17 protein-coding genes are annotated in these 18,326 nt (G+C 60.0%); 16 read left to right on the forward strand and 1 reads right to left on the reverse strand.

Going from position 1 to position 18,326, the window contains the following annotated elements; genetic code table 11:
* The first annotated feature begins 5 nt into the window (after window positions 1-5).
* From FJ398_06510 to FJ398_06535, 6 genes are all read left to right on the forward strand, one after another.
* Window positions 6-527: a hypothetical protein gene (locus FJ398_06510; GenBank protein ID MBM3837603.1), complete on the forward strand. Its 522-nt coding sequence runs from the start codon at window positions 6-8 to the stop codon at window positions 525-527.
* A 52-nt stretch (window positions 528-579) separates the two neighbouring features.
* Window positions 580-1,851: a nitrate oxidoreductase subunit beta gene (locus FJ398_06515; GenBank protein ID MBM3837604.1), complete on the forward strand. Its 1,272-nt coding sequence runs from the start codon at window positions 580-582 to the stop codon at window positions 1,849-1,851.
* Window positions 1,835-3,208 (forward strand): hypothetical protein, encoded by a 1,374-nt coding sequence (locus tag FJ398_06520; GenBank protein ID MBM3837605.1) that lies wholly within the window; start codon window positions 1,835-1,837, stop codon window positions 3,206-3,208. Before FJ398_06515 ends, FJ398_06520 begins: the two co-directional genes overlap by 17 nt.
* A gap of 275 nt (window positions 3,209-3,483) precedes the next feature.
* Window positions 3,484-4,416: a hypothetical protein gene (locus tag FJ398_06525; GenBank protein ID MBM3837606.1), complete on the forward strand. Its 933-nt coding sequence runs from the start codon at window positions 3,484-3,486 to the stop codon at window positions 4,414-4,416.
* A gap of 185 nt (window positions 4,417-4,601) precedes the next feature.
* Window positions 4,602-5,420 (forward strand): hypothetical protein, encoded by an 819-nt coding sequence (locus tag FJ398_06530; GenBank protein MBM3837607.1) that lies wholly within the window; start codon window positions 4,602-4,604, stop codon window positions 5,418-5,420.
* A 34-nt stretch (window positions 5,421-5,454) separates the two neighbouring features.
* Entirely contained in the window at window positions 5,455-7,623 is a 2,169-nt protein-coding gene (locus FJ398_06535) for a hypothetical protein (GenBank protein ID MBM3837608.1), read from the forward strand.
* Between the two features lie 407 nt (window positions 7,624-8,030).
* On the opposite strand, the gene FJ398_06540 is transcribed toward FJ398_06535, so the two are convergent.
* Window positions 8,031-9,677: an NnrS family protein gene (locus tag FJ398_06540; GenBank protein ID MBM3837609.1), complete on the reverse strand. Its 1,647-nt coding sequence runs from the start codon at window positions 9,675-9,677 to the stop codon at window positions 8,031-8,033.
* Between FJ398_06540 and FJ398_06545 the strand changes: the two genes are divergently transcribed.
* From FJ398_06545 to FJ398_06590, 10 genes are all read left to right on the forward strand, one after another.
* On the forward strand, window positions 9,523-9,876 hold the full coding sequence (locus FJ398_06545; GenBank protein MBM3837610.1) for a cytochrome c: 354 nt from the start codon (window positions 9,523-9,525) through the stop codon (window positions 9,874-9,876). The genes FJ398_06540 and FJ398_06545 overlap by 155 nt on opposite strands.
* A 179-nt stretch (window positions 9,877-10,055) precedes the next feature.
* Window positions 10,056-11,537 carry a cytochrome C gene (locus FJ398_06550; GenBank protein ID MBM3837611.1) on the forward strand — a complete coding sequence of 494 codons (1,482 nt, stop codon included), beginning with the start codon at window positions 10,056-10,058 and terminating at the stop codon, window positions 11,535-11,537.
* Between the two features lie 431 nt (window positions 11,538-11,968).
* The gene (locus FJ398_06555) at window positions 11,969-12,349 is read left to right on the forward strand and encodes a cytochrome c (protein ID MBM3837612.1); all 381 of its coding nucleotides are present in this window, start codon (window positions 11,969-11,971) and stop codon (window positions 12,347-12,349) included.
* Between the two features lie 25 nt (window positions 12,350-12,374).
* Window positions 12,375-12,707: a cytochrome c gene (locus FJ398_06560; protein MBM3837613.1), complete on the forward strand. Its 333-nt coding sequence runs from the start codon at window positions 12,375-12,377 to the stop codon at window positions 12,705-12,707.
* Between the two features lie 264 nt (window positions 12,708-12,971).
* Window positions 12,972-13,424 (forward strand): hypothetical protein, encoded by a 453-nt coding sequence (locus tag FJ398_06565; GenBank protein ID MBM3837614.1) that lies wholly within the window; start codon window positions 12,972-12,974, stop codon window positions 13,422-13,424.
* A 227-nt stretch (window positions 13,425-13,651) separates the two neighbouring features.
* Entirely contained in the window at window positions 13,652-14,359 is a 708-nt protein-coding gene (locus tag FJ398_06570) for a 4Fe-4S dicluster domain-containing protein (protein ID MBM3837615.1), read from the forward strand.
* 1 nt (window position 14,360) lies between these two features.
* Window positions 14,361-15,584 carry a polysulfide reductase gene (locus FJ398_06575; protein ID MBM3837616.1) on the forward strand — a complete coding sequence of 408 codons (1,224 nt, stop codon included), beginning with the start codon at window positions 14,361-14,363 and terminating at the stop codon, window positions 15,582-15,584.
* 120 nt (window positions 15,585-15,704) lie between these two features.
* Window positions 15,705-16,046, forward strand: coding sequence for a cytochrome c (locus FJ398_06580; protein MBM3837617.1), 342 nt, complete (start codon window positions 15,705-15,707; stop codon window positions 16,044-16,046).
* A 488-nt stretch (window positions 16,047-16,534) separates the two neighbouring features.
* Complete coding sequence (locus tag FJ398_06585) at window positions 16,535-18,016, forward strand: cytochrome C (protein MBM3837618.1); 1,482 nt, start codon at window positions 16,535-16,537, stop codon at window positions 18,014-18,016.
* An 81-nt stretch (window positions 18,017-18,097) separates the two neighbouring features.
* A partial coding sequence (locus FJ398_06590; protein MBM3837619.1) for a hypothetical protein occupies window positions 18,098-18,326 on the forward strand: 229 nt, incomplete at its 3' end.

Genomic DNA, 18,326 nt, shown 5'->3' on the forward strand with positions numbered 1-18,326 from the left:
TTAATATGCCCAAAGACGAATTTGATCCGGAAGATCCGATGGAACTTTGCGGCGTCGGTCTGGTCACGGACGAAGACACAACCGACGCGATGGCAGAGTGCTTTATCGAGGAGTTCATGCGCCTGGGTTACAACCCCAAGCAGATCCTCGCGTTGTTCCGGAACCCTTATTACATCGGCGTGAACATGGTGCTGCAGAATCTCGGCGAACCGTTCGTGCGCGAGCGGATCGCCGAGGTGTTTGCGCGTTGGGGGAAACCGGTCACCTGGCAGGCTGGAGCCGCGATCCCCCTCACCCCGGCCCTCTCCCAAGGGGAGGAGAACCCTTTGGCGTGCGGGTTCAAATCGGAAGCCCTGGCCACTTCGCCTGCGATGGAATCAATGTTCCCTCTCCATGAGGGAGAGGGCCAGGGTGAGGCGAAACGGCGCGAACTTTCATCGGAGGCCTCCGAACGGAACCAGGCGATCCCAGTTGATCCGAACATGACGGACCCGATGGGGGGCGCGATTCCTCGGTTGGATAACTAGCCGGACACCGATTTCACGATTTAACGATTTAACCATTTAACCAGAAGATGCGATGAGCAAGGTCTTAAACTGGCAACTGGGCCGCGACATGGAGTATCCCTATGACGCGGCGTTCCCGAATTCCCAATTCGCGTTTGTCTTCAACTTGAACCGCTGCATCGGCTGCCAGAGTTGCACCATGGCGTGCAAGTCCACGTGGACGTTCTCCAAGGGGCAGGAAAACATGTGGTGGAACAACGTCGAGACCAAGCCCTACGGCGGTTATCCGCACCACTGGGACGTCAAGCTCCTCGATCTGCTCGATCAAGCCAATCCCGGAGGCCAAACCTGGAACAGCCAACCGAAGGACCTCAAAGCTCCCTACGGCCAATTCAAAGGCAAAACCATTTTTGAAGTCGCGCAAACGAACGTCAGCCCGGAAGGCGCCCAGCGCGCCCTGGGTTATCTGCCGACGGATGAAGAATGGTCCGCGCCGAATCGTTACGAGGACAATCCCACCGGCGGCCAAAAAGGGCAGAAGGGACAGTATTTCACGGGCGGCGAGGCCTTGCCGCAGCACAAGACGTGGTTCTTCTATCTCGCGCGCATCTGCAATCACTGCACATATCCCGCCTGCCTGGCCGCTTGTCCCCGCAACGCCATCTATAAACGGCCCGAAGACGGCATCGTCCTGATCGATCAGGAACGCTGCCGCGGTTACCGGAAATGCATGGAGGCTTGTCCGTACAAGAAAAGTTTCTATCGAGGCACGACGCGGACGAGCGAGAAATGCATCGGATGTTTCCCGCGCGTCGAAGGCCGCGATCCCGATGGCGGCGGCTTGCCGATGCAAACGCGTTGCATGGCGGCGTGCGTCGGGCACATTCGCTTGCAGGGCCTGGTGCAAATGAATTCGGACGGCACGTGGAAAGAAGACCGCTATCACCCGCTTTACTATCTGGTGCACGTCGCGAAGGTCGCGCTGCCGCTTTACCCGCAATTCGGCACCGAACCGAACGGCTACTATATTCCGCCGCGCTGGGTGCCTCGCGCGTACTTGCGGCAAATGTTCGGGCCGGGCGCCGACGCCGCCGTCGAGAAATACGCCAATCCCGATCGCGAACTGCTGGCGGTTCTGCAACTGTTCGGCAAGGACGCCCGGATGTGTTTCCGCTACGAGATCAAGGAAGGTCCGAAGGTGTTCGAGACCGAAATTCGCGGCAAGAAGTTCGAACTCTACAACGACACCATCATCGGCTACGGCAAGGACGGGAGGAAGATCATCGAAACGACCGTCGAGGAACCGTTGCACGTCCGAGGAGCCCAGCATGCCAACTCCATCTGAAGAATTGCGGAGTGCGGAGTGCGGAGTGCGGAATGAGAGTCCGCGCTCGGTGTTCGGGAACTTCAAAACCAACCGCGCGCCGGGTCCCCTCACGCCGGTCCACTCCAGTGGAGAATCTCCAAGGCTTTCCCCTCCCCACGAAACTGATTCAACCGCGGATTACGCGGATAACACGGATAAAATCGCTTCTTCATCCGCGAAATCCGCGGAATCCGTGGTTAAAAAACCGATTCAAGCGTTCAATGTGCGAAACGGTTCGGAGAATTCTCTCCGTGAGGGGGAGGGGGAACACGGTGTTGGCATTGGTCTGCAGGTCGAGACACTGCAAAATTCCATCGACCGCGCATTGGCGCGGTCCTTCCTTTACCGCATTTTGGCGAAGGCGTACGAGTATCCGACGGAGGAAGGCTGGAACTGGCTCGCGCAGCCCACCGTCCAGGGCGCCTTCTGGACTTCGGTTCTGGTTTTGACCTGTGATCCATCGTTGCCGGTAACTTCTCATGAAGCGCAAGGTGGGGCGAGCCTGTCCTCAGCGAGGCGAACGGGCCGTGTTCCAGGCTCGTCGAGCGGCTCGCCGGGACGGACTCGCCCTACCGTGTCCAGGGGAGCGCCCGCGCCCGCGCGTGTTTCCGCCGGCGCGTTGCCAGCGGATGCGGTGTCCGCACCAAGGGCAGAATGCTGCCTGCCGGCGGTGCCGGACGGCGGCGAGGCGCCGCAAACCGCACGCGGGGCGCGTGCGCTCCTCGAAAGCTCTCTGAGGAACCGGGCCGGCCAATTACTCCGGCATCTGCAACGCCGGAACTTCGAGCCGTTCCTCCAGGATTACATCGCGGTCTTTGGCCACGCGGCTCGCGGTTCGTGCCCGTTGAATGAAATCGAATATGGGGATCTGAAAGCCGATCCGCTCTTCCAACCTCATCGCCTGGCGGATCTGGCGGCCTACTACCGCGCGTTCGGCCTCGAAATCACCGAGGACGCGACGGAGCGTCCGGACCACATCTGCATTGAGCTGGAATTCATGTCGGTGCTCGCCGCCAAGGAAGCCTACGCTCTCGAACACCAACTGGACGACCTCGAGTTGCCCGTGTGCCGCGACGCTCAGAAGGGTTTTCTTCGCGAGCATCTCGGCCGTTGGACCCCCGCTTTCGCGCGGCGGCTCGCGCGAGTCGCTGGAGAAGGCGTGCTCGGAGCTTTGGCGGAATTCACCCTTGAATTCATCGAGGAGGAATGCCGGCGGCTTGGCGTCGCCGCCGGAAGCGAAGATCTCCTGCTTCGTCCGGTGGATGAAGCGGACGAGAGCCTTTGCGCAAGCTGCGGAATCCGCAGTCTGCCGCCCGGAGCCACGGCGGTTACGTAGTTGCCTTAGTGGTCGTGGACATAAATACGATGACGTTCGCGGCAAGGGATTTTGCGGCCAGACAAGGCGCGAGCGACGAGCATACCCATCCGCGGTCTGTAAGGAGCGAGCCACGAAGTCTGGCCGCAAAAGAACTGCCGCCCTCCGGGTTGCGCCCCATTTGGCCTGTGGCTTTGACCAAGTCCGAACATCTGGCGGTTGTGCTCCATCGCCATTCGAGTTTCGTGCTTTCGTATTCTTTCGACATTCGACGTTAGGAATCGGTCATTTCCGCCATGAGGCTTCTCTTTGACGACGAATTGATCGAGAGCGTGGTCTTCCTGTGCGTGAGCGGGAAGCGCGCCGGAATTCCCGCGCTACAGATTCGCCGCTATTACCGCGAACGCGAGAGGGCCTACGCGATGTCGGATCCGGACGAGCGGAATGCGGGTTTCGCGCGCCTTCACGCCGCGTGGTTTCACGAATGGGATCTCGACCGAGGGTTGGCTGCAGTCGCTGCGGATTTCCCGCTGTTGGAGCCATCCCTCCAGGCGATGGCGTTTCGCAAAGCGCGCAACAAATTCGAAGAGGGCGCCGATCTCTACGTGAACGCGAGCGGCGAACGCCATGGCGTTGTGGCGCTGCGAGCCGAGCGCTTCGCGCGCGACGCGGCGTTGCGGGCCTTTCTCAATCACGAACTGATGCACGTCAGCGATATGGTCGATCCGTCTTTTGGTTATGCGCGCGATGCGAGCCAGTTTGGCGAAACGGCCTCGCAGAAGCGTCTCGTTCAAGAACGCTACCGGCTGCTCTGGGACGTCACCATTGACGGCCGGCTCACGGGCCTGGGTCGCGCGACGGAGGCAGCGATGGAACGGAGGCGCGATGAATTCGAGCGCGCCTACAACTTCCTCGACGCCGATCAACGCCGCGCGCTTTTCGAGTCATTGTGGACCGGCGCTTCTCCGCGTCACCCGGCGTTGCTGGACCTGGCGCGCGATCCACGCGGCTTGAGCGGTTCGCATCGGCGGGCGCCGGGCGCGCCGTGCCCTTTGTGCGGTTTCGCGGCATTTGATTGGATTGAAGGGCCCGCGCTGAAAGAGGATACTGTGTTCGCGATCCGGAAAGAATTTCCCGCGTGGACTCTTGAGGAAAGTGTATGTCACCGTTGCGCGGAGATTTACGAAGCGCCGACCGGCCTGGAACTGCCGGCCACGGTCTGTCTCTGACGGCAGTCCCGATTCGCGTGTGTGTGGCAAGACAGGAAGCAAAAGAACTCGTGACAATCGCGCGATAGCCAAAAAAAGGGTGAAGAAAAGCCAAACAATGTGCAGCCTCCTTCCAACCTCCGTGTAGCATTATCCGCAAAGACGCAGCGACGGGATCCGACACGGGAAACCAAGAACAAAAACCTATGAACTCCGAAGTGAACTCTGTTCCCCCGAAAAAAAGAACCGGCCTGGCCCGATTCGGCCCGCCCAGGCGGCTGGCTGTTCTGGGCACGCTGTTGGCCGCCTCCATCCTGGTTTCGTGCGTGAGTGTCACGCGCGTCGTCGTGGCGCCGCCCAATATCCCCGGGGCCACGTTCGTCGGCTCGGAAACTTGTGCGCAGTGTCACGAGAACATTACGAAGGGATTTCACGCCGCGACCCACGCGCGGTTGAAGGCGCCCGGCCAAAATGCGGCCAACGTGGGCTGCGAATCGTGCCACGGCCCCGGCAGCCTGCACAGCGAATCGGGCGGCGCGCACCACACGATCATCAACCCGCGGAAATCCCCGGACGCGTGTTTTCAGTGCCATCTGGACAAGCGGGGCGAGTTCAACCTGCCGCACCATCACCCGGTCGTGGAGGGCAAGATCAGTTGCGGGGATTGCCACGATCCGCACAAAGGCGACGCCGTCATCGGCGGAGGCACGGCGCTGGCCACGGAGTTCGACACGTGCGGTCGTTGTCATACGGCGCAACGCGGCCCGTTCGTTTTCGAGCACGAAGCCGTTCGCGAAGGCTGCACGACTTGCCACGCAGTCCACGGTTCGGTGAATCAGAGAATGCTCAAGGAACGGAATTCGATGCTGTGCATGAAATGCCATTTCCAGCAGCAGACGACGGCCGGCCGCATTGTCATCGGCGGGCAGGATCATACCACGCGGCTGCCTCGGGGCAGTTGCTGGTCGGCGGGCTGTCACGAAGCCGTGCACGGCTCACAGATTGGTTCGTCTCTCAGATTTTAACGGCCGCAAACTCACTAACCCAGTAGGAGCATCGATGAACGCACTAGATCGGCGAGCAAACAGACGGCAGCAATTCGCTCTGGTCACTTCCGCGCTGTTCAGCGCCGGATTGATCAATTGGCCCGCCCAGGCGGCCGACCCGGGAGCCTCCGCCGCCGCGGCCGGAGACAAAAAACCCGCGCTGGAAAAGAAAGCGGACGACACGGCCGCGGACTACCGCAACTGGTTCGACGTCTCGGCCGGCGGCGTGTTGCTGCAAGGCGACAAAGCGGCTTACCAGCGCCGATACGGGCTGCCTGGCAGCGCTTTTGGCGGCGTGGAAAGTTTTCATTACGAGCAGGACGTGGGCAAGAAGGGTCTCTTCTCCATCGAGGGGCGAGGCATCTTCGACACCGATGACTATTCGCTGAAACTCGAGTTGTCCAATCCGGAGATCGGCTATCTTCGCGCCGGATACAAGGAGTTCCGGTCTTGGTTCGACGGCAGCGGCGGGTACTTTCCCAGGAACGGCCAATGGTTCTCGATCTACGATGAAGAGTTGACGCTAGACCGTGGCGAAGCGTGGTTCGAAGGCGGCCTCACGCTGCCGGACAAACCGGAACTCACGTTCCGATACAGCCATCAATTCCGGGATGGACGCAAGGACTCGACGATTTGGGGCGACTCCAACACCACCGGCGGAGCGGGCGCGCGCGGCATTGTCCCGGCGTTTAGAGACCTTGACGAGGAGCGGGACATTTTTGCGGCCGACGTGAAGCACAAGATCGGCAACACTGACCTCGGCGCCGGCTTGCGCTACGAATTCTCCAAGAACGACAATTCGCTCAATATTCGGCGGCGCCCCGGTGAAGCCACCGGCGATCGCGTCCTCACCCACCGCGAAGGAGTGGACACCGACCTGTTCAACGCCCACGCCTTTACAGAGACTCGGCTGAACGAGAAAGTCCTCGTCACCACCGGTTATTCGTTCACGACTCTCGATACGGATATCTCCGGCAGCCGCATTTACGGCGCGGACTACGATCCGATCTACGACCCGCTCTTTGCGCGGCGGCAGCAGCGGGACGAAGGTTTCTTCGGTTTGACCGGCGGCGCGCAAGTCAAACAACACGTGGGCAACTTCAATCTGATGCTCACGCCCTGGAGCGGTTGGGCCATTGTGCCGTCGGTGCGCGTGGAGAAACAGGACCTGGACGGAGTGGCGGAATTCACCGAAACGAACGTGGGCGCAGGCCCGGCGTTCGCGGCGGTCTCCGAGGGTTTGCTGAACTTGCGCGAGCGCGGATTTCTGGATGTATCGCAGAGCCTGGAAGCGCGTTACACCGGCCTCACGAACTGGACCTTTTATGCGCGAGCCGAGTTGCTCGAAGGCGAAGGCGATTTGATGGAGCGCGAACTGGAAGCGACCACAGGCGTGGTGGATCTGGTCCGGGACACGGACTCGACCCGTTTTACCCAGAAATACGTCGCCGGCGCCAACTGGTATCCGATCCGGCGCCTCAATATGGGGGCGCAGTACTACCATAAGATCCGGGAGAACAGTTACGACCACCTCCTCGATACGCCGGCTACCAATGCGCCGCCGTCCTCCAATCGCTATCCGGCGTTTTTCCGGGACCAGAATTTCGAGACGGACGACGTGAACGTGCGGGTGACAATGCGTCCGCTGGACAATGTGACTCTGGTCAGCCGATACGATTTCCAGCTTTCGACCATCGAGACCATCGGAGATTACCTGGCGCCGGTCCAGAGCGCCGAGGCGCGCAGCCATATTCTGAGCCAAAGCGTGTCGTGGACTCCGATCCCCCGGCTCTACTTGCAAGCGAGCCTCAATTATGTTTGGGACAAGACCCAATCGCCCACAGCCCGGTCCGTGCCCGGCACGAACCTGGTGTCGAACGTGGACAACAGTTACTGGAATGCAACAGCCGCGGCGGGCTACGCGCTGTCGGACAAGACCGATTTGCAGGCGCAGTACTTCTATTATCGCGCGGACAACTACGCGGATGACTCCCAATTCACCCAGCCTTACGGCGTCGGCGCTGAAGAGCACGGCGTCACCGCTGCGATCATCCATCGCATTCGGAAGAACCTCGTCAGCACGGTGAAATACGGCTACTTCCAGAATCGGGACGAAACCTCCGGCGGCCACAACGACTACGAAGCTCACCTGGTTTACTCGAGCTTGCGGTACTTGTTCTAAATTTAACGCACGCCTTGACCTGGGGACCGCACGCGCCCCCGCGTGCTGTGGTCGGCGCCCTCGCCGACCACACTCTTCCGTCAAGAAATGCGATCGTCTGATGGCGCGGCTTCTACGACTTTCCGATCGGCGAGGCTCCGGTGTATGCGTTTAGCGTAGCGCAGATTTCAATCTATCAGTATCGCCCGAAATCGTCGCGCGCCGCGACGATTCCCGGAGCGCGGACAGCCTTGTCCGCGCGCTGCTTGCCTCTGCGGACGACTCGCGGACATGGCTGTCCGCGCTCCTTTGGTTGCGGCCACGCCGCGCTGCGCCGTATTCGCGGAATCGCATTCCGCAAAACTCCGACAAGCTCAAGGGCTCTGGAGATCGCCGTAGCGAACCGATTGCAAATCGGCCGATCCGGGTCATTCCCCTTCAGCCTGCAACAGCTTGGGGAAAACACGCCAAGCCCAGACCAGCACGCCGCCGATCCAGGCGATCGCGCCGTAGTTATAGTGGGAAACCATAATCTTCGGCCAGAAATCGCCGCTGACGCGCGTCGCCATGCCGAGCAGCATCAGGCCGACCGCGATCAGAAGCCAGCCATGGCGTTCCCGCAGCTTGGGCAGATTGCCGCTGTGGCCAAAGACAACCCGCGTGGCGACGGTGAACGTCATGACAGCAAAGCCGCCGATCAACGTCAGGTGCAGCAGGCTCACGCGATAAGCCGGAACCAGCGCGATCAGAATAAATCCGCCGACCAGAGCGGCGAACGCGATTCGCAACGACGTGGCCAGCGCGTTGCCTGCCTCGGTTCCGCGCCTGGAAAATGGAAATTCCAGGGCGAGGTAACCCAGGGCCGTCGCAAATCGAACCGCATAGGCCGAGCGATGCCAGCCTTCGACCTCCAGGAAGAACGACGCCACGATCACGATTCCCGCAACCAGCGCCCGGGCCGCTTTCTTCCGCCATTCGGCCGAGGGGGCGAGCATTTCGGGAAAATCATGCGAGCTCTTCTGCCCGAAGAACCGCGGCAAAATGAATGGCCCCACGCCGAGAATCGGAAGCAGCACGAATCCCTGATACGACAGCAGCCGCTGCAAGAGGACCCAGTAAGCCCCGCCTTCCTCCCCGCCGGGCTGGAACACCGCCAGCGCGGCTCCGGAAAGCGCGCACGCGAAGGCCAATCCCACGAGCACGAACCCCGGCGGCGGCGTGTCCTGGCGTTTTCTCGCGCGGTTGAGCATCAGGACCGCGAACAGCGTCAATAGCGCCAGGAAGATTCGATCTCCCCAAAGTATCTTCTGCATCGCGTAGGCCGTTACCATCGAGACGTGCAGAGAGAGAATCAGCAGGACGTTGCGCAAGCCCAGCGGCTCGGCGGATAGCATGCGCGGCAGCGCCGTGCCGAGAAATCCAAAGACGAACGCTCCGAAAAATCCGGAGGCCATGATCCGCGCGTGGCCCTGGCCCGGATAGAAGCTGCTGAATCCCCAGAAATGCAGCGGCCACAGCAAAACCCCGGTAATCCCGGCCAGCACGCCGGTTGGGAAAAATATGCGAAACGGCTCCTGAGCCAGATCCGCAACGGTCGCGCGCCGTGATAAGCCTGCCATAGCCTGGTCTGTGTTCGCCCGCGGAGTTTCCGTAAGAGCGCTCCTGTTGCCAAGCGCGATCCGGATCCTCTTGTGAGCCTCGTGGTAGGGCGAGCATGTCCCCAGCGAGCCGAGGCGGCATGGACAAGTTCGTGTTGCATATGCAACATAGATTTGTCCATCGCAGCATCGCAGAGATGCGCTTGCACCGGACGTGTTCCGGGTACGTCGAGCGGCTCGCCGGGGCGGACTCGCCCTACCTCGCCTTACCGCCTGACCTTGCCAAGGATCGTTCACCTCGATAATTTTCCGGGCGTGGTCGATGCCGGAGATTCTTATGAAAATGATTCTGAAAGCCAGTCTGGTCGCGGCGCTTTGTTGCCTCGCCGGGACGGCCCTCGCCGCTGATTCCGCCGCGCTCTGGGACAAACATTGCGCCTCTTGCCACGCCAAGGATGGAAGCGGCAACACCCGCATGGGCAAGAAGGTCGGGGTCAAAGATTATCGTGACGCGAAAGTTCAGGAAGCGTTGAAGGATGACAAAGCCTTCAAAGCGATCAAAGAGGGTCTCACCGAGAAAGGCGAGGAGAAGATGAAGCCGCTCGGGGACAAGCTCACGGACGCGGAGATCATGGAGCTGATCAAATTCCTGCGCAGTTTGAAGAAGGCTCCTTAGGCCGCCCAAGAATCGCCAGGTCCATGAAAGGTTGTTGAAACCCCCTCCTCTTCCTCCTCGCCCCGTGAGGAACAAGAGGGGAGAGGATTGAGGAGAGGGGAAAAACCAATGAAGATGGCTCTCCTCTCCCCGTCCCTCTCCTCCCTTCGCAGGGAAGAGAGGGCGAATTCCAAGTTGCGATGACCGATTCCTCTGACAATCCACGCCACCCGCGCCTGGTGCGAAACTGGCTGAGCCTGGCGGGATTTATTCTCGCGATTGGGAGCTTCTTCGCTTTCGTGCTGCTGTTCGCCATCGACCTGATGGCCGAGCACCGCAATCCCTACATGGGCATCCTGACCTACGTGGTTGCGCCCGGCTTTCTGATCTCGGGGATGGCGCTCGTGGCCGCGGGCGTGATCCTGCACCGGTGGCAGCTTCATAAGGCGTTGCCCGGCGCGCCGGCTCCGCGCATCACGATTGATCTGGCCCGCCCGCAGGACAAGAAACTTCTCGCGGGATTTCTGGTTGGCACGCCGATTTTCCTGCTCCTGACCGCATTCGGCAGCCATCGCACGTATCAGGTGAGCGAGTCGGTCCAATTCTGCGGCCAGGCGTGCCACACGCCGATGAAACCGGAGTTCGTCACCTACCAGAACTCGCCGCACGCGCGGGTGTCTTGCGTGGAATGCCACGTCGGGCCTGGCGCGGCATGGTATTTCAAATCGAAGCTGAACGGCGTCCGCATGCTCGCCTCCACCGTGGCCAACAATTTCGAGCGGCCCATCAAAACGCCGATCAAGAATCTGCGCCCGGCCCAGGAGACGTGCGAACATTGTCATTGGCCGGAGAAATTCGTCGGCAACGTGGAACGCACTTACTCGCACTTTCTCGCCGACGAAACCAACACGCCCTTCACTGTCCGGATGTTGCTCAACGTCGGGGGAGGCGAAACCCGCTCCGGACGCGCCGGCGGCATCCACTGGCACATGAACCTCGGAAACAAGGTCGAGTACTTCGCCAGCGACGAACAACGGCAGGTGATTCCCTGGGTCCGGTTCACCGATCCGCAAGGGGTCGTGACGGAATACCGCACGAAGGATTTTCAAGGCGAACCCAAGCCGTTGGAGATTCGCCGTCTGGACTGCATGGATTGCCACAACCGGCCCGCCCACCATTTTCGCTCGCCGAATGAAGCGGTCGATCTCGCGATGTCCGTGGGACGAATCGATCCCCGTTTGCCGTGGGTGAAATCGAACTCTGTCGAAGTGTTGACGCGGAACTACGCGACCGAGTCCGAGGCGCTCCAGACAATCGCCGCCGTGTTGCGCGCCGCCTACACGGACTATTCCAAAATCGACTCGCTGGTGGGCGAGGTGCAGGACATTTTTCGCAACAACTTCTTCCCGGAGATGAAAGCCAACTGGCGCGTGTATCCGGACAACATCAGCCACAAGAACTGGGCCGGGTGTTTCCGGTGCCATGACGGGCGGCACAAGACGGCGGACGGGAAACGCTCCATCAAAGCGAGCGATTGCAACTCTTGCCACATCATCCTGGCCCAGGGCAGCGGTCCGCAACTCGAGACGCTGAACCCCAAGGGCCTTCCCTTCTTCCACATCGACGCCGAGTACTCCGACTTCGCCTGCGCAGAGTGCCACACCGGCGGACTGGTCAAGTGAATCTCCTTCTTTGTTTCGGATTTGGGATTTCGGATTTCGCAATTTGGCCTTAAGGGTCCGTGCAAAAATAACTTCGGATTTTGGCGGGAGCGCCACCTGGCCTGCGGCGAGGAGTGAGCGAGGGAGCATCCCCGCAGCGGTCTGTGACCGAGCGAACGACGAAGCCGCAGGCCAGGCGCCGCCCCGCCCCGAAGGGCTGGGGCTGTTTGGCTCTCTGGCGTTGTTGCTCGCTCCTTTCAGACCGCAGCGGGTCTGCTCGTCGCTCGCGCCTAGCCAGAGAGCCAAACAGCCTCCAGCAAAATCCGAAGTTATTTTTGCACGGACCCTAAGGCCAGGTATCCAAAAGAAGGAGATCAATTGCCAAGATTCGAGCAGCAGTCGGACGCGTCCGCCCGTAGGTTCGCGGTGTTGGGGCCAGACCAATATTGGCCATGGCCAGGACAAGAATTCTGAAAGCACATAACCATTCCGAGAGATTCATGAAAAGACTGATATTGCTAACGGGCGCTCTGCTCTTCGCCACCGTGATGACCGCGCGCGGCGCCGACGTGAAAGAGGTCTGGGACAAGAACTGCGCTTCCTGCCATGGCAAAGACGGCAAAGGCGAAACCAAAGCGGGCAAGAAAGCCGGCGCGAAAGATCTGACTGATGCCAAGTACCAGGCGACTTTCACCGACGACCGGATGGTCAAGCAAATCAAGGAGGGCATGAAAGACAAGAACGGCAAAGAGCTGATGAAGCCTTTCGCGGACAAATTGTCCGACGAGGAGATCAAACAAATCGTCGCGTATGTCCGCGCGTTCAAGAAGTGAACCTCAATACTGAAACTGGATACGTATGAAAAAGATCATGTGGTTAAGCCTGGGCCTTCTCTGCGCGACCGCGGTTTCGACCCTCGCGGCGGATGTCAAAGAGAACTGGGACAAGCAATGCGCCAAGTGCCACGGCCCTGACGGCAAAGGCGACACCAAAATGGGCAAGAAATCCGGAGTTAAAGACTACAGCGATGCGAAGGTCCTCGCGGAATTGAAGGATGACCTCGCCTTCAAGCACGTCAAAGAAGGCATGAAGGAAGGCGACAAAACGAAAATGAAACCGTACGGGGACGTGCTGAGCGACACCGAGATCAAAGCGCTCGTCGCGTATATTCGAGAGTTTGGCAAGAAGTAACTGCGTTCCTCTGCCATGCACCGAGGCGGGCCTTGCGCCCGCCTTTTTTGTTTCTCAGAAGGCGGGCCATTTAACCCATTCAACGGTTTAACGATGTAACGTTGCAACGGCTTCGGTTGCGGCTTCCGCGCCGCAGTTATCTGCGGTTGAGCCGTTGGGATTGATTGCCCCGCCTGCTGCGCGTCACCAGACAAAAAAAGCCTAAACTTCAGCAATCCACACGAAGCAATCCGTGGAGCGGATGACTAGCGTTATCCCTGTTTTATGCGGCTTCACATTCCTCCTCAAATCTCCCGGCTGCTCCTGCTCACGGCGGTGATCGTGACGCTCTATCTGACGGCCCGGTATTTTTTGACGCCTCAATCCTTCGGCATGTATGGCTGGTACCGCGCGGTGGCGCTCGATGAGATTGCCGCGCGGCCCACGACGTATGCCGGCCAGAAGGCCTGTGACGAGTGCCACTCGGAAGTGGTCCAGCGCCTGGCCAAATACGAACACAAAACCGTGGCTTGCGAATCGTGCCATGGCACGGGCCAGGCGCACGCCGAGAACCCGGATGTTTCCGTCAGCAAATTGACCTACAGCCATTGCGTGCGTTGTCACGAGGCTGACCCGGCGCGTCCGAAATGGCTCAAGCAGGTCAAGTCCAAGGAGCATTACACCGGGCAGCGTTGCACGGAATGCCACGTGCCTCATCAACCGAACGAAGTTCCATGAAGAAACTCTTAGAGCTTGTTTTGAAAATGGGTGGAACGGGCTACCAGCCCGTTTTCGGCGGCAACCTGCCGCCGAAAATCGCAACGAGCCAGCGGCCAGTTCCATCCAAAGGGCATTTTCAAAGCCTGCCCTTAGGCCGTCGCAGCGTTCTGCGCGCCCTCACTGGCGCTCTGGCCGGCGCCCTCACTCTGTCCCTGTCCCGCAAAGCCAAAGCGGCGGTGCAGAAAATGTTGGTGTCATCGCACACGCCCAAAGGTTACGACCCCACCAAACACAAATGGCTCATGGCGATCGACGTGGACCGTTGCATCGGCTGCGGGTTGTGCGTCGAAGCGTGCAAGACCGAGAACGCCGTGCCGGTCGGGCCGAATTATTTCCGCACCTGGATCGAGCGCTACGTCATTACCCGGCCGGAACCCGGCTCCGGCGAGATGCGCGGCGAGACCCTCGTCGATTCGCCCAACGGAGGGATGCACGGTTTTCCACCGAGTTTGGTGCCCAAAGAGCAAATCCTGAAATCCTTTTACGTGCCGAAGCTCTGCAACCTCTGCGAGCATTCGCCGTGTTCCCAGGTCTGCCCGGTGGGCGCGACTTTCGACACGCCGGACGGGGCGGTGCTGGTCGATCCCAAATACTGCATTGGCTGCGGGTTTTGCATTCAAGCCTGTCCGTACGGCTGCCGGTTCATGAATCCGGTCACGAAAACGGCCGAAAAATGTTCGCTGTGTTACCACCGGATCACTCGCGGGCTTAAGCCGGCCTGCGTGGAAGTCTGCCCGACCGAGGCCCGCGTCTTCGGCGATCTGAAGAACCCGGTGGCGAACGATCCGATCCACCGCTTCATCGAGAAGAACAAAGCGGCGCAAAGCCTCAAACCGCACCTCGGAACCGCGCCGCGCGTTCTCTACGCCGAACTGGACAAGGAAGTGCGCTAGTATGAATCACAACCTCACCAATAGCATCGTTGATATTCTGCCGCGTGTCGAAGGCTTCGCTTATCCGAACGAAGCGACCGTCCACCCGCTGTGGAGCGTTCTGATTGTCGTTTATCCGTACGTGACCGGATTGGTCGCGGGCGCGTTCATCATGGCCTCGCTCGTCCGCGTCTTCAACGTGCGGGCGCTGGAGCCGGTGTACCGCCTTTCCTTGCTCACCTCGCTTGCGTTTTTGTTGTGCGCTCCCATGCCGTTGCTCCTTCATCTGGGACACCCGGAGCGGTGCTTCGAGATCATGATAACGCCGCATCTGAGTTCGCCGATGGCAATGTTCGGATTCGTGTACGCCTGGTACCTGATGGCGGTGTTGCTCCTGGAACTCTGGTTCGATTACCGCAGCGACTTCGTCGGGTGGTCGCGAGCGCAGGCCGGGTTGCGCGGCGTGATCTACCGCGCGTTCACGCTCGGCGTGCATGACGTTTCGGAGCCGGCGCTGCGGTTGGACGCGCGCATGGGGCGGATCATTTCCATCGTCGGCATTCCTTCGGCCTTTCTGCTCCACGGCTACGTGGGGTTCATTTTCGGTTCGATCAAGGCCAACCCGTGGTGGGGCAACGTGCTCATGCCGATCATTTTCATTTTCTCCGCGATTGTCTCCGGCATGGCGTTGTGCGTTTTCATCTACATGGTCTTGAGCTGGGCGCGGCGGGTTCCCGCCAGCACCGACTGCCTGGATACCATGGGGAAATTCCTCTTCTTCGCGCTGGTCATTGATGCGGCGATTGAGAGTCTGGATTGGATTCACCGGCTTTATTCGGCGGACGAATCGATTCACATCCTCAAATCGCTCGCGGCGGGCCGGCTTTTTTACACGTTGCTCGTCGGCCAGGCCTTCTTCGGCACGCTGGTGCCTTTGTTGCTGCTCGGCGCCGTTCAACTCTTCCGGCGGCGGCTCACGGAATCCGCACGGCATTGGATCTATTTCATTGGCAGCGTGCTGATCCTGGTGGGGGTGCTGTCCATGCGCTGGAACGTCGTCATCGGCGGCCAACTGTTCTCGAAGAGCCTGCGGGGATTCATGGATTACAAACTGGAATTCGCCGGGCACGAAGGCTGGCTGTTGTCTCTCGCGCTGCTGGCTTTGCCGTTCGTTTTACTGGGAGTTTTCATCAAGCTCTTTCTGCCTTTGGCCTCGGCCCAGACTGCGCAGGCTCAGCAGTCCTGACGCTGCTCAAGAAATGAAGACAAATGGCCAAATCCGGGAGAGCGAGGGACGTCCCGGAAATCGATATTGACCGCGCAAACAGCCCGACTCAGGGCCAAAACGAAAATCACTTCACTGAAAATGAACTCACGAAACAAATCGATTCTGCTCGGCATCGCGCTCCTGGGCGCGGCCCTGGCTGCAGCTCAGGCGGAGGACGTGAAGGCTCTTTACGAAAAGGAATGCGCCAAATGCCACGGCAGCGACGGCAGAGGCGACACCAAGATGGGCAAAAAGCTTGGCGCCAAGGACTACACCGATCCCGCCGTCCTGGCGAAGATGAAGGACGACGCCGCGTTCAAAGCGATCAAGGAAGGGCTGAAGGATAAAGCGGACAAGACGTTGATGAAACCCTTCACCGATCTGACGGATGATCAGATCAAGGCGCTGATTGCTTACATGCGCGCCTTTCCGAAAAAGTGATTGGGTCCCTGGCGGTTTGGCTCAGCGTTCCCATCACCCCGGCCCTCTCCCCAGGGGAGAGGGAGACTTGATCCCCGCAGCGGGAAGAATCAGAAGCGGACAGCCAACAGGCCGCCGTGGCGAATGGAGAACCCTCTCCCTGGAGAGCGTATGTGTTTAGCTTGCCATCCGCGTAGGGCAGAGCCGCCCTCTATCAGAATGGCTCGAAATCGTCGCTGGTCGCTACGATTCTCGGAGCGCGGACAGCCTTGTCCGCGCGTTGCTTGCATCTGCGGACGACTCGCGGACAAGGCTGTCCGCGCTCCTTTGGTTGCGGCTACGTCGCGCTGTGCCGTATCCGCCGATTTGGATTCGGCGGCGCTTCGACCCGTTCCAGAGCCCTGGAACCTCTCGAACCCCTGCGGAATGCAGTTCCGCGATACGGCAGATTACAAATCTGCGCTACGCGTGGGGCCGGGACCCAAAGCACTGTTCACCTTGATTCAATCATGAACCCAGAACCCAATCCCTCCGGAGGAATCAGCCGTTCCTTATTGTTGCGCAACTGGACGAGCCTGCTCGGTCTCATCATCATTGTTGCCAGCGTATTCGCGTTCTTCCTGCTGTTCCTGCTGGATTCGCTCGCGCACTTCGCCAATCCGTACGTCGGGGTTCTGACCTATCTGGTGGCGCCGGCCTTCCTGGTCATGGGCCTGGGGTTGTTTGTTGTGGGCGTATTGCTCCGCCGCTGGAAGATAGCGCGCAGCCACGGCGTCGCTCCGCCGTTGCAGATCGATTTGGCGCGTCCCAGAGACCGGCGCATCCTTGGTGTTTTCATGGGGATTGCCGTGATCTTCCTTCTTTTCACGGCCATGGGCAGCTACCACACGTATCATTTCACAGAATCGGTGGAGTTCTGCGGGCAGGCCTGCCACACCGTCATGCAGCCGGAATTGGTTACCTACCGGCATTCGCCTCACGCCCGAGTTTCCTGCACGGAATGCCATATTGGACCGGGCGCAACCTGGTACGTCCGCTCCAAACTCTCAGGCACCTATCAGGTCTATGCGACCTTGAAGGACATTTTTCCCCGCCCGATTCCGACGCCCATCAAGAATCTGCGTCCGGCGCAGGAAACCTGCGAGCAATGCCACTGGCCGAAGAAATTCGTCGGCAATCTGGACCGAACCTATTCCTACTTTCTGAGCGATCAAACGAACACGCTGCACGAAATCCGGCTGTTGCTCAAAGTCGGCGGCGGCGACCCCACCCACGGTCCGGTTGGCGGCATCCACTGGCACATGAATGTCGGCAACAAAGTTGAATACTACGCCGCAGATCCAGCCCGGCAGAAAATCCCGTGGGTCCGGCTCACCGATCATCAAGGCGTGGTGACCGAATTCCGTTCGCCTGGATTTACCAATACGGTGGACCCGGACGCCATCCGCGTCATGGACTGCATGGACTGCCACAATCGTCCGGCGCACATCTTCGAGTCGCCGAACTCCGCCGTGGATCTGGCCATGAAACTCGACCAGATCGATCCGGCGCTCCCGTTCATCAAGACCAACGCGGTTCATACGCTGACCCAGTGCTACACCAATGAAACCGATGCGCTGCAGAAGATCGCGACCCATCTGGCCAATGCCTATCCCGATACCCCCCGCCTCCGGAAAACGATTCAAACCGTCCAGCAGATTTACCGGGATAATTTCTTTCCCGAAATGAAGGCCAACTGGCGCGTGTATCCGGACAACATCGGCCACAAAGACTGGCCCGGTTGTTTTCGTTGCCATGACGGCAAGCACACGAGCGCCGAAGGCAAGAGCATGATCAAGGCCAACGACTGCAACGCCTGCCACCTCATTCTGGCGCAAGGAAACGGCGCCCAAATTGAGAAACTGAATCCGGCCGGTTTGAAGTTCGGGCATCCGGGTGAGGAATATGACAAAGAATTTCTCTGCAGCGACTGCCACACGGGCGGGCCTTAGGGTCTGTGCAAAAATAGCTTCCGGTTTTGGCGGGAGCGCCGCCTGTCCGGATGCAAGGCGCGAGGAGGGAGCATCCCCGTTTTGGGGCTGGGACCGACGAGCAACGCCGCAGACGGCCAGGCGCCGCCCCGCCCCGGAGGGCTGGGGCGATTTGGCTTTCTGGCTTCGTTTCTCCTCAGAGCGTGTCCGAAAATTCCGCGGGGTCCTGTTTTCGCGCCAAAGGCCGGATGGCGAGGCGCGACGAAGGAGAATATCCTCCCTGGATCTTCGACTGAGGAGCAACGAAGCCAGGCGGCCTTTGGCGCGAAAA

The organism is Verrucomicrobiota bacterium (assembly GCA_016871535.1).
In the GTDB taxonomy this organism is placed as follows: domain Bacteria; phylum Verrucomicrobiota; class Verrucomicrobiia; order Limisphaerales; family SIBE01; genus VHCZ01.

Bases quoted from the DNA above. Each gene is read 5' to 3' on its own strand.
- FJ398_06510 (MBM3837603.1), top strand. From the start codon at position 6: ATGCCCAAAGACGAATTTGATCCGGAAGATCCGATGGAACTTTGCGGC.
- FJ398_06515 (MBM3837604.1), top strand. From the start codon at position 580: ATGAGCAAGGTCTTAAACTGGCAACTGGGCCGCGACATGGAGTATCCC.
- FJ398_06520 (MBM3837605.1), top strand. From the start codon at position 1,835: ATGCCAACTCCATCTGAAGAATTGCGGAGTGCGGAGTGCGGAGTGCGG.
- FJ398_06525 (MBM3837606.1), top strand. From the start codon at position 3,484: ATGAGGCTTCTCTTTGACGACGAATTGATCGAGAGCGTGGTCTTCCTG.
- FJ398_06530 (MBM3837607.1), top strand. From the start codon at position 4,602: ATGAACTCCGAAGTGAACTCTGTTCCCCCGAAAAAAAGAACCGGCCTG.
- FJ398_06535 (MBM3837608.1), top strand. From the start codon at position 5,455: ATGAACGCACTAGATCGGCGAGCAAACAGACGGCAGCAATTCGCTCTG.
- FJ398_06545 (MBM3837610.1), top strand. From the start codon at position 9,523: ATGCCGGAGATTCTTATGAAAATGATTCTGAAAGCCAGTCTGGTCGCG.
- FJ398_06540 (MBM3837609.1), bottom strand. From the start codon at position 9,677: ATGCGGGTGTTGCCGCTTCCATCCTTGGCGTGGCAAGAGGCGCAATGT.
- FJ398_06550 (MBM3837611.1), top strand. From the start codon at position 10,056: ATGACCGATTCCTCTGACAATCCACGCCACCCGCGCCTGGTGCGAAAC.
- FJ398_06555 (MBM3837612.1), top strand. From the start codon at position 11,969: ATGGCCAGGACAAGAATTCTGAAAGCACATAACCATTCCGAGAGATTC.
- FJ398_06560 (MBM3837613.1), top strand. From the start codon at position 12,375: ATGAAAAAGATCATGTGGTTAAGCCTGGGCCTTCTCTGCGCGACCGCG.
- FJ398_06565 (MBM3837614.1), top strand. From the start codon at position 12,972: ATGCGGCTTCACATTCCTCCTCAAATCTCCCGGCTGCTCCTGCTCACG.
- FJ398_06570 (MBM3837615.1), top strand. From the start codon at position 13,652: ATGTTGGTGTCATCGCACACGCCCAAAGGTTACGACCCCACCAAACAC.
- FJ398_06575 (MBM3837616.1), top strand. From the start codon at position 14,361: ATGAATCACAACCTCACCAATAGCATCGTTGATATTCTGCCGCGTGTC.
- FJ398_06580 (MBM3837617.1), top strand. From the start codon at position 15,705: ATGAACTCACGAAACAAATCGATTCTGCTCGGCATCGCGCTCCTGGGC.
- FJ398_06585 (MBM3837618.1), top strand. From the start codon at position 16,535: ATGAACCCAGAACCCAATCCCTCCGGAGGAATCAGCCGTTCCTTATTG.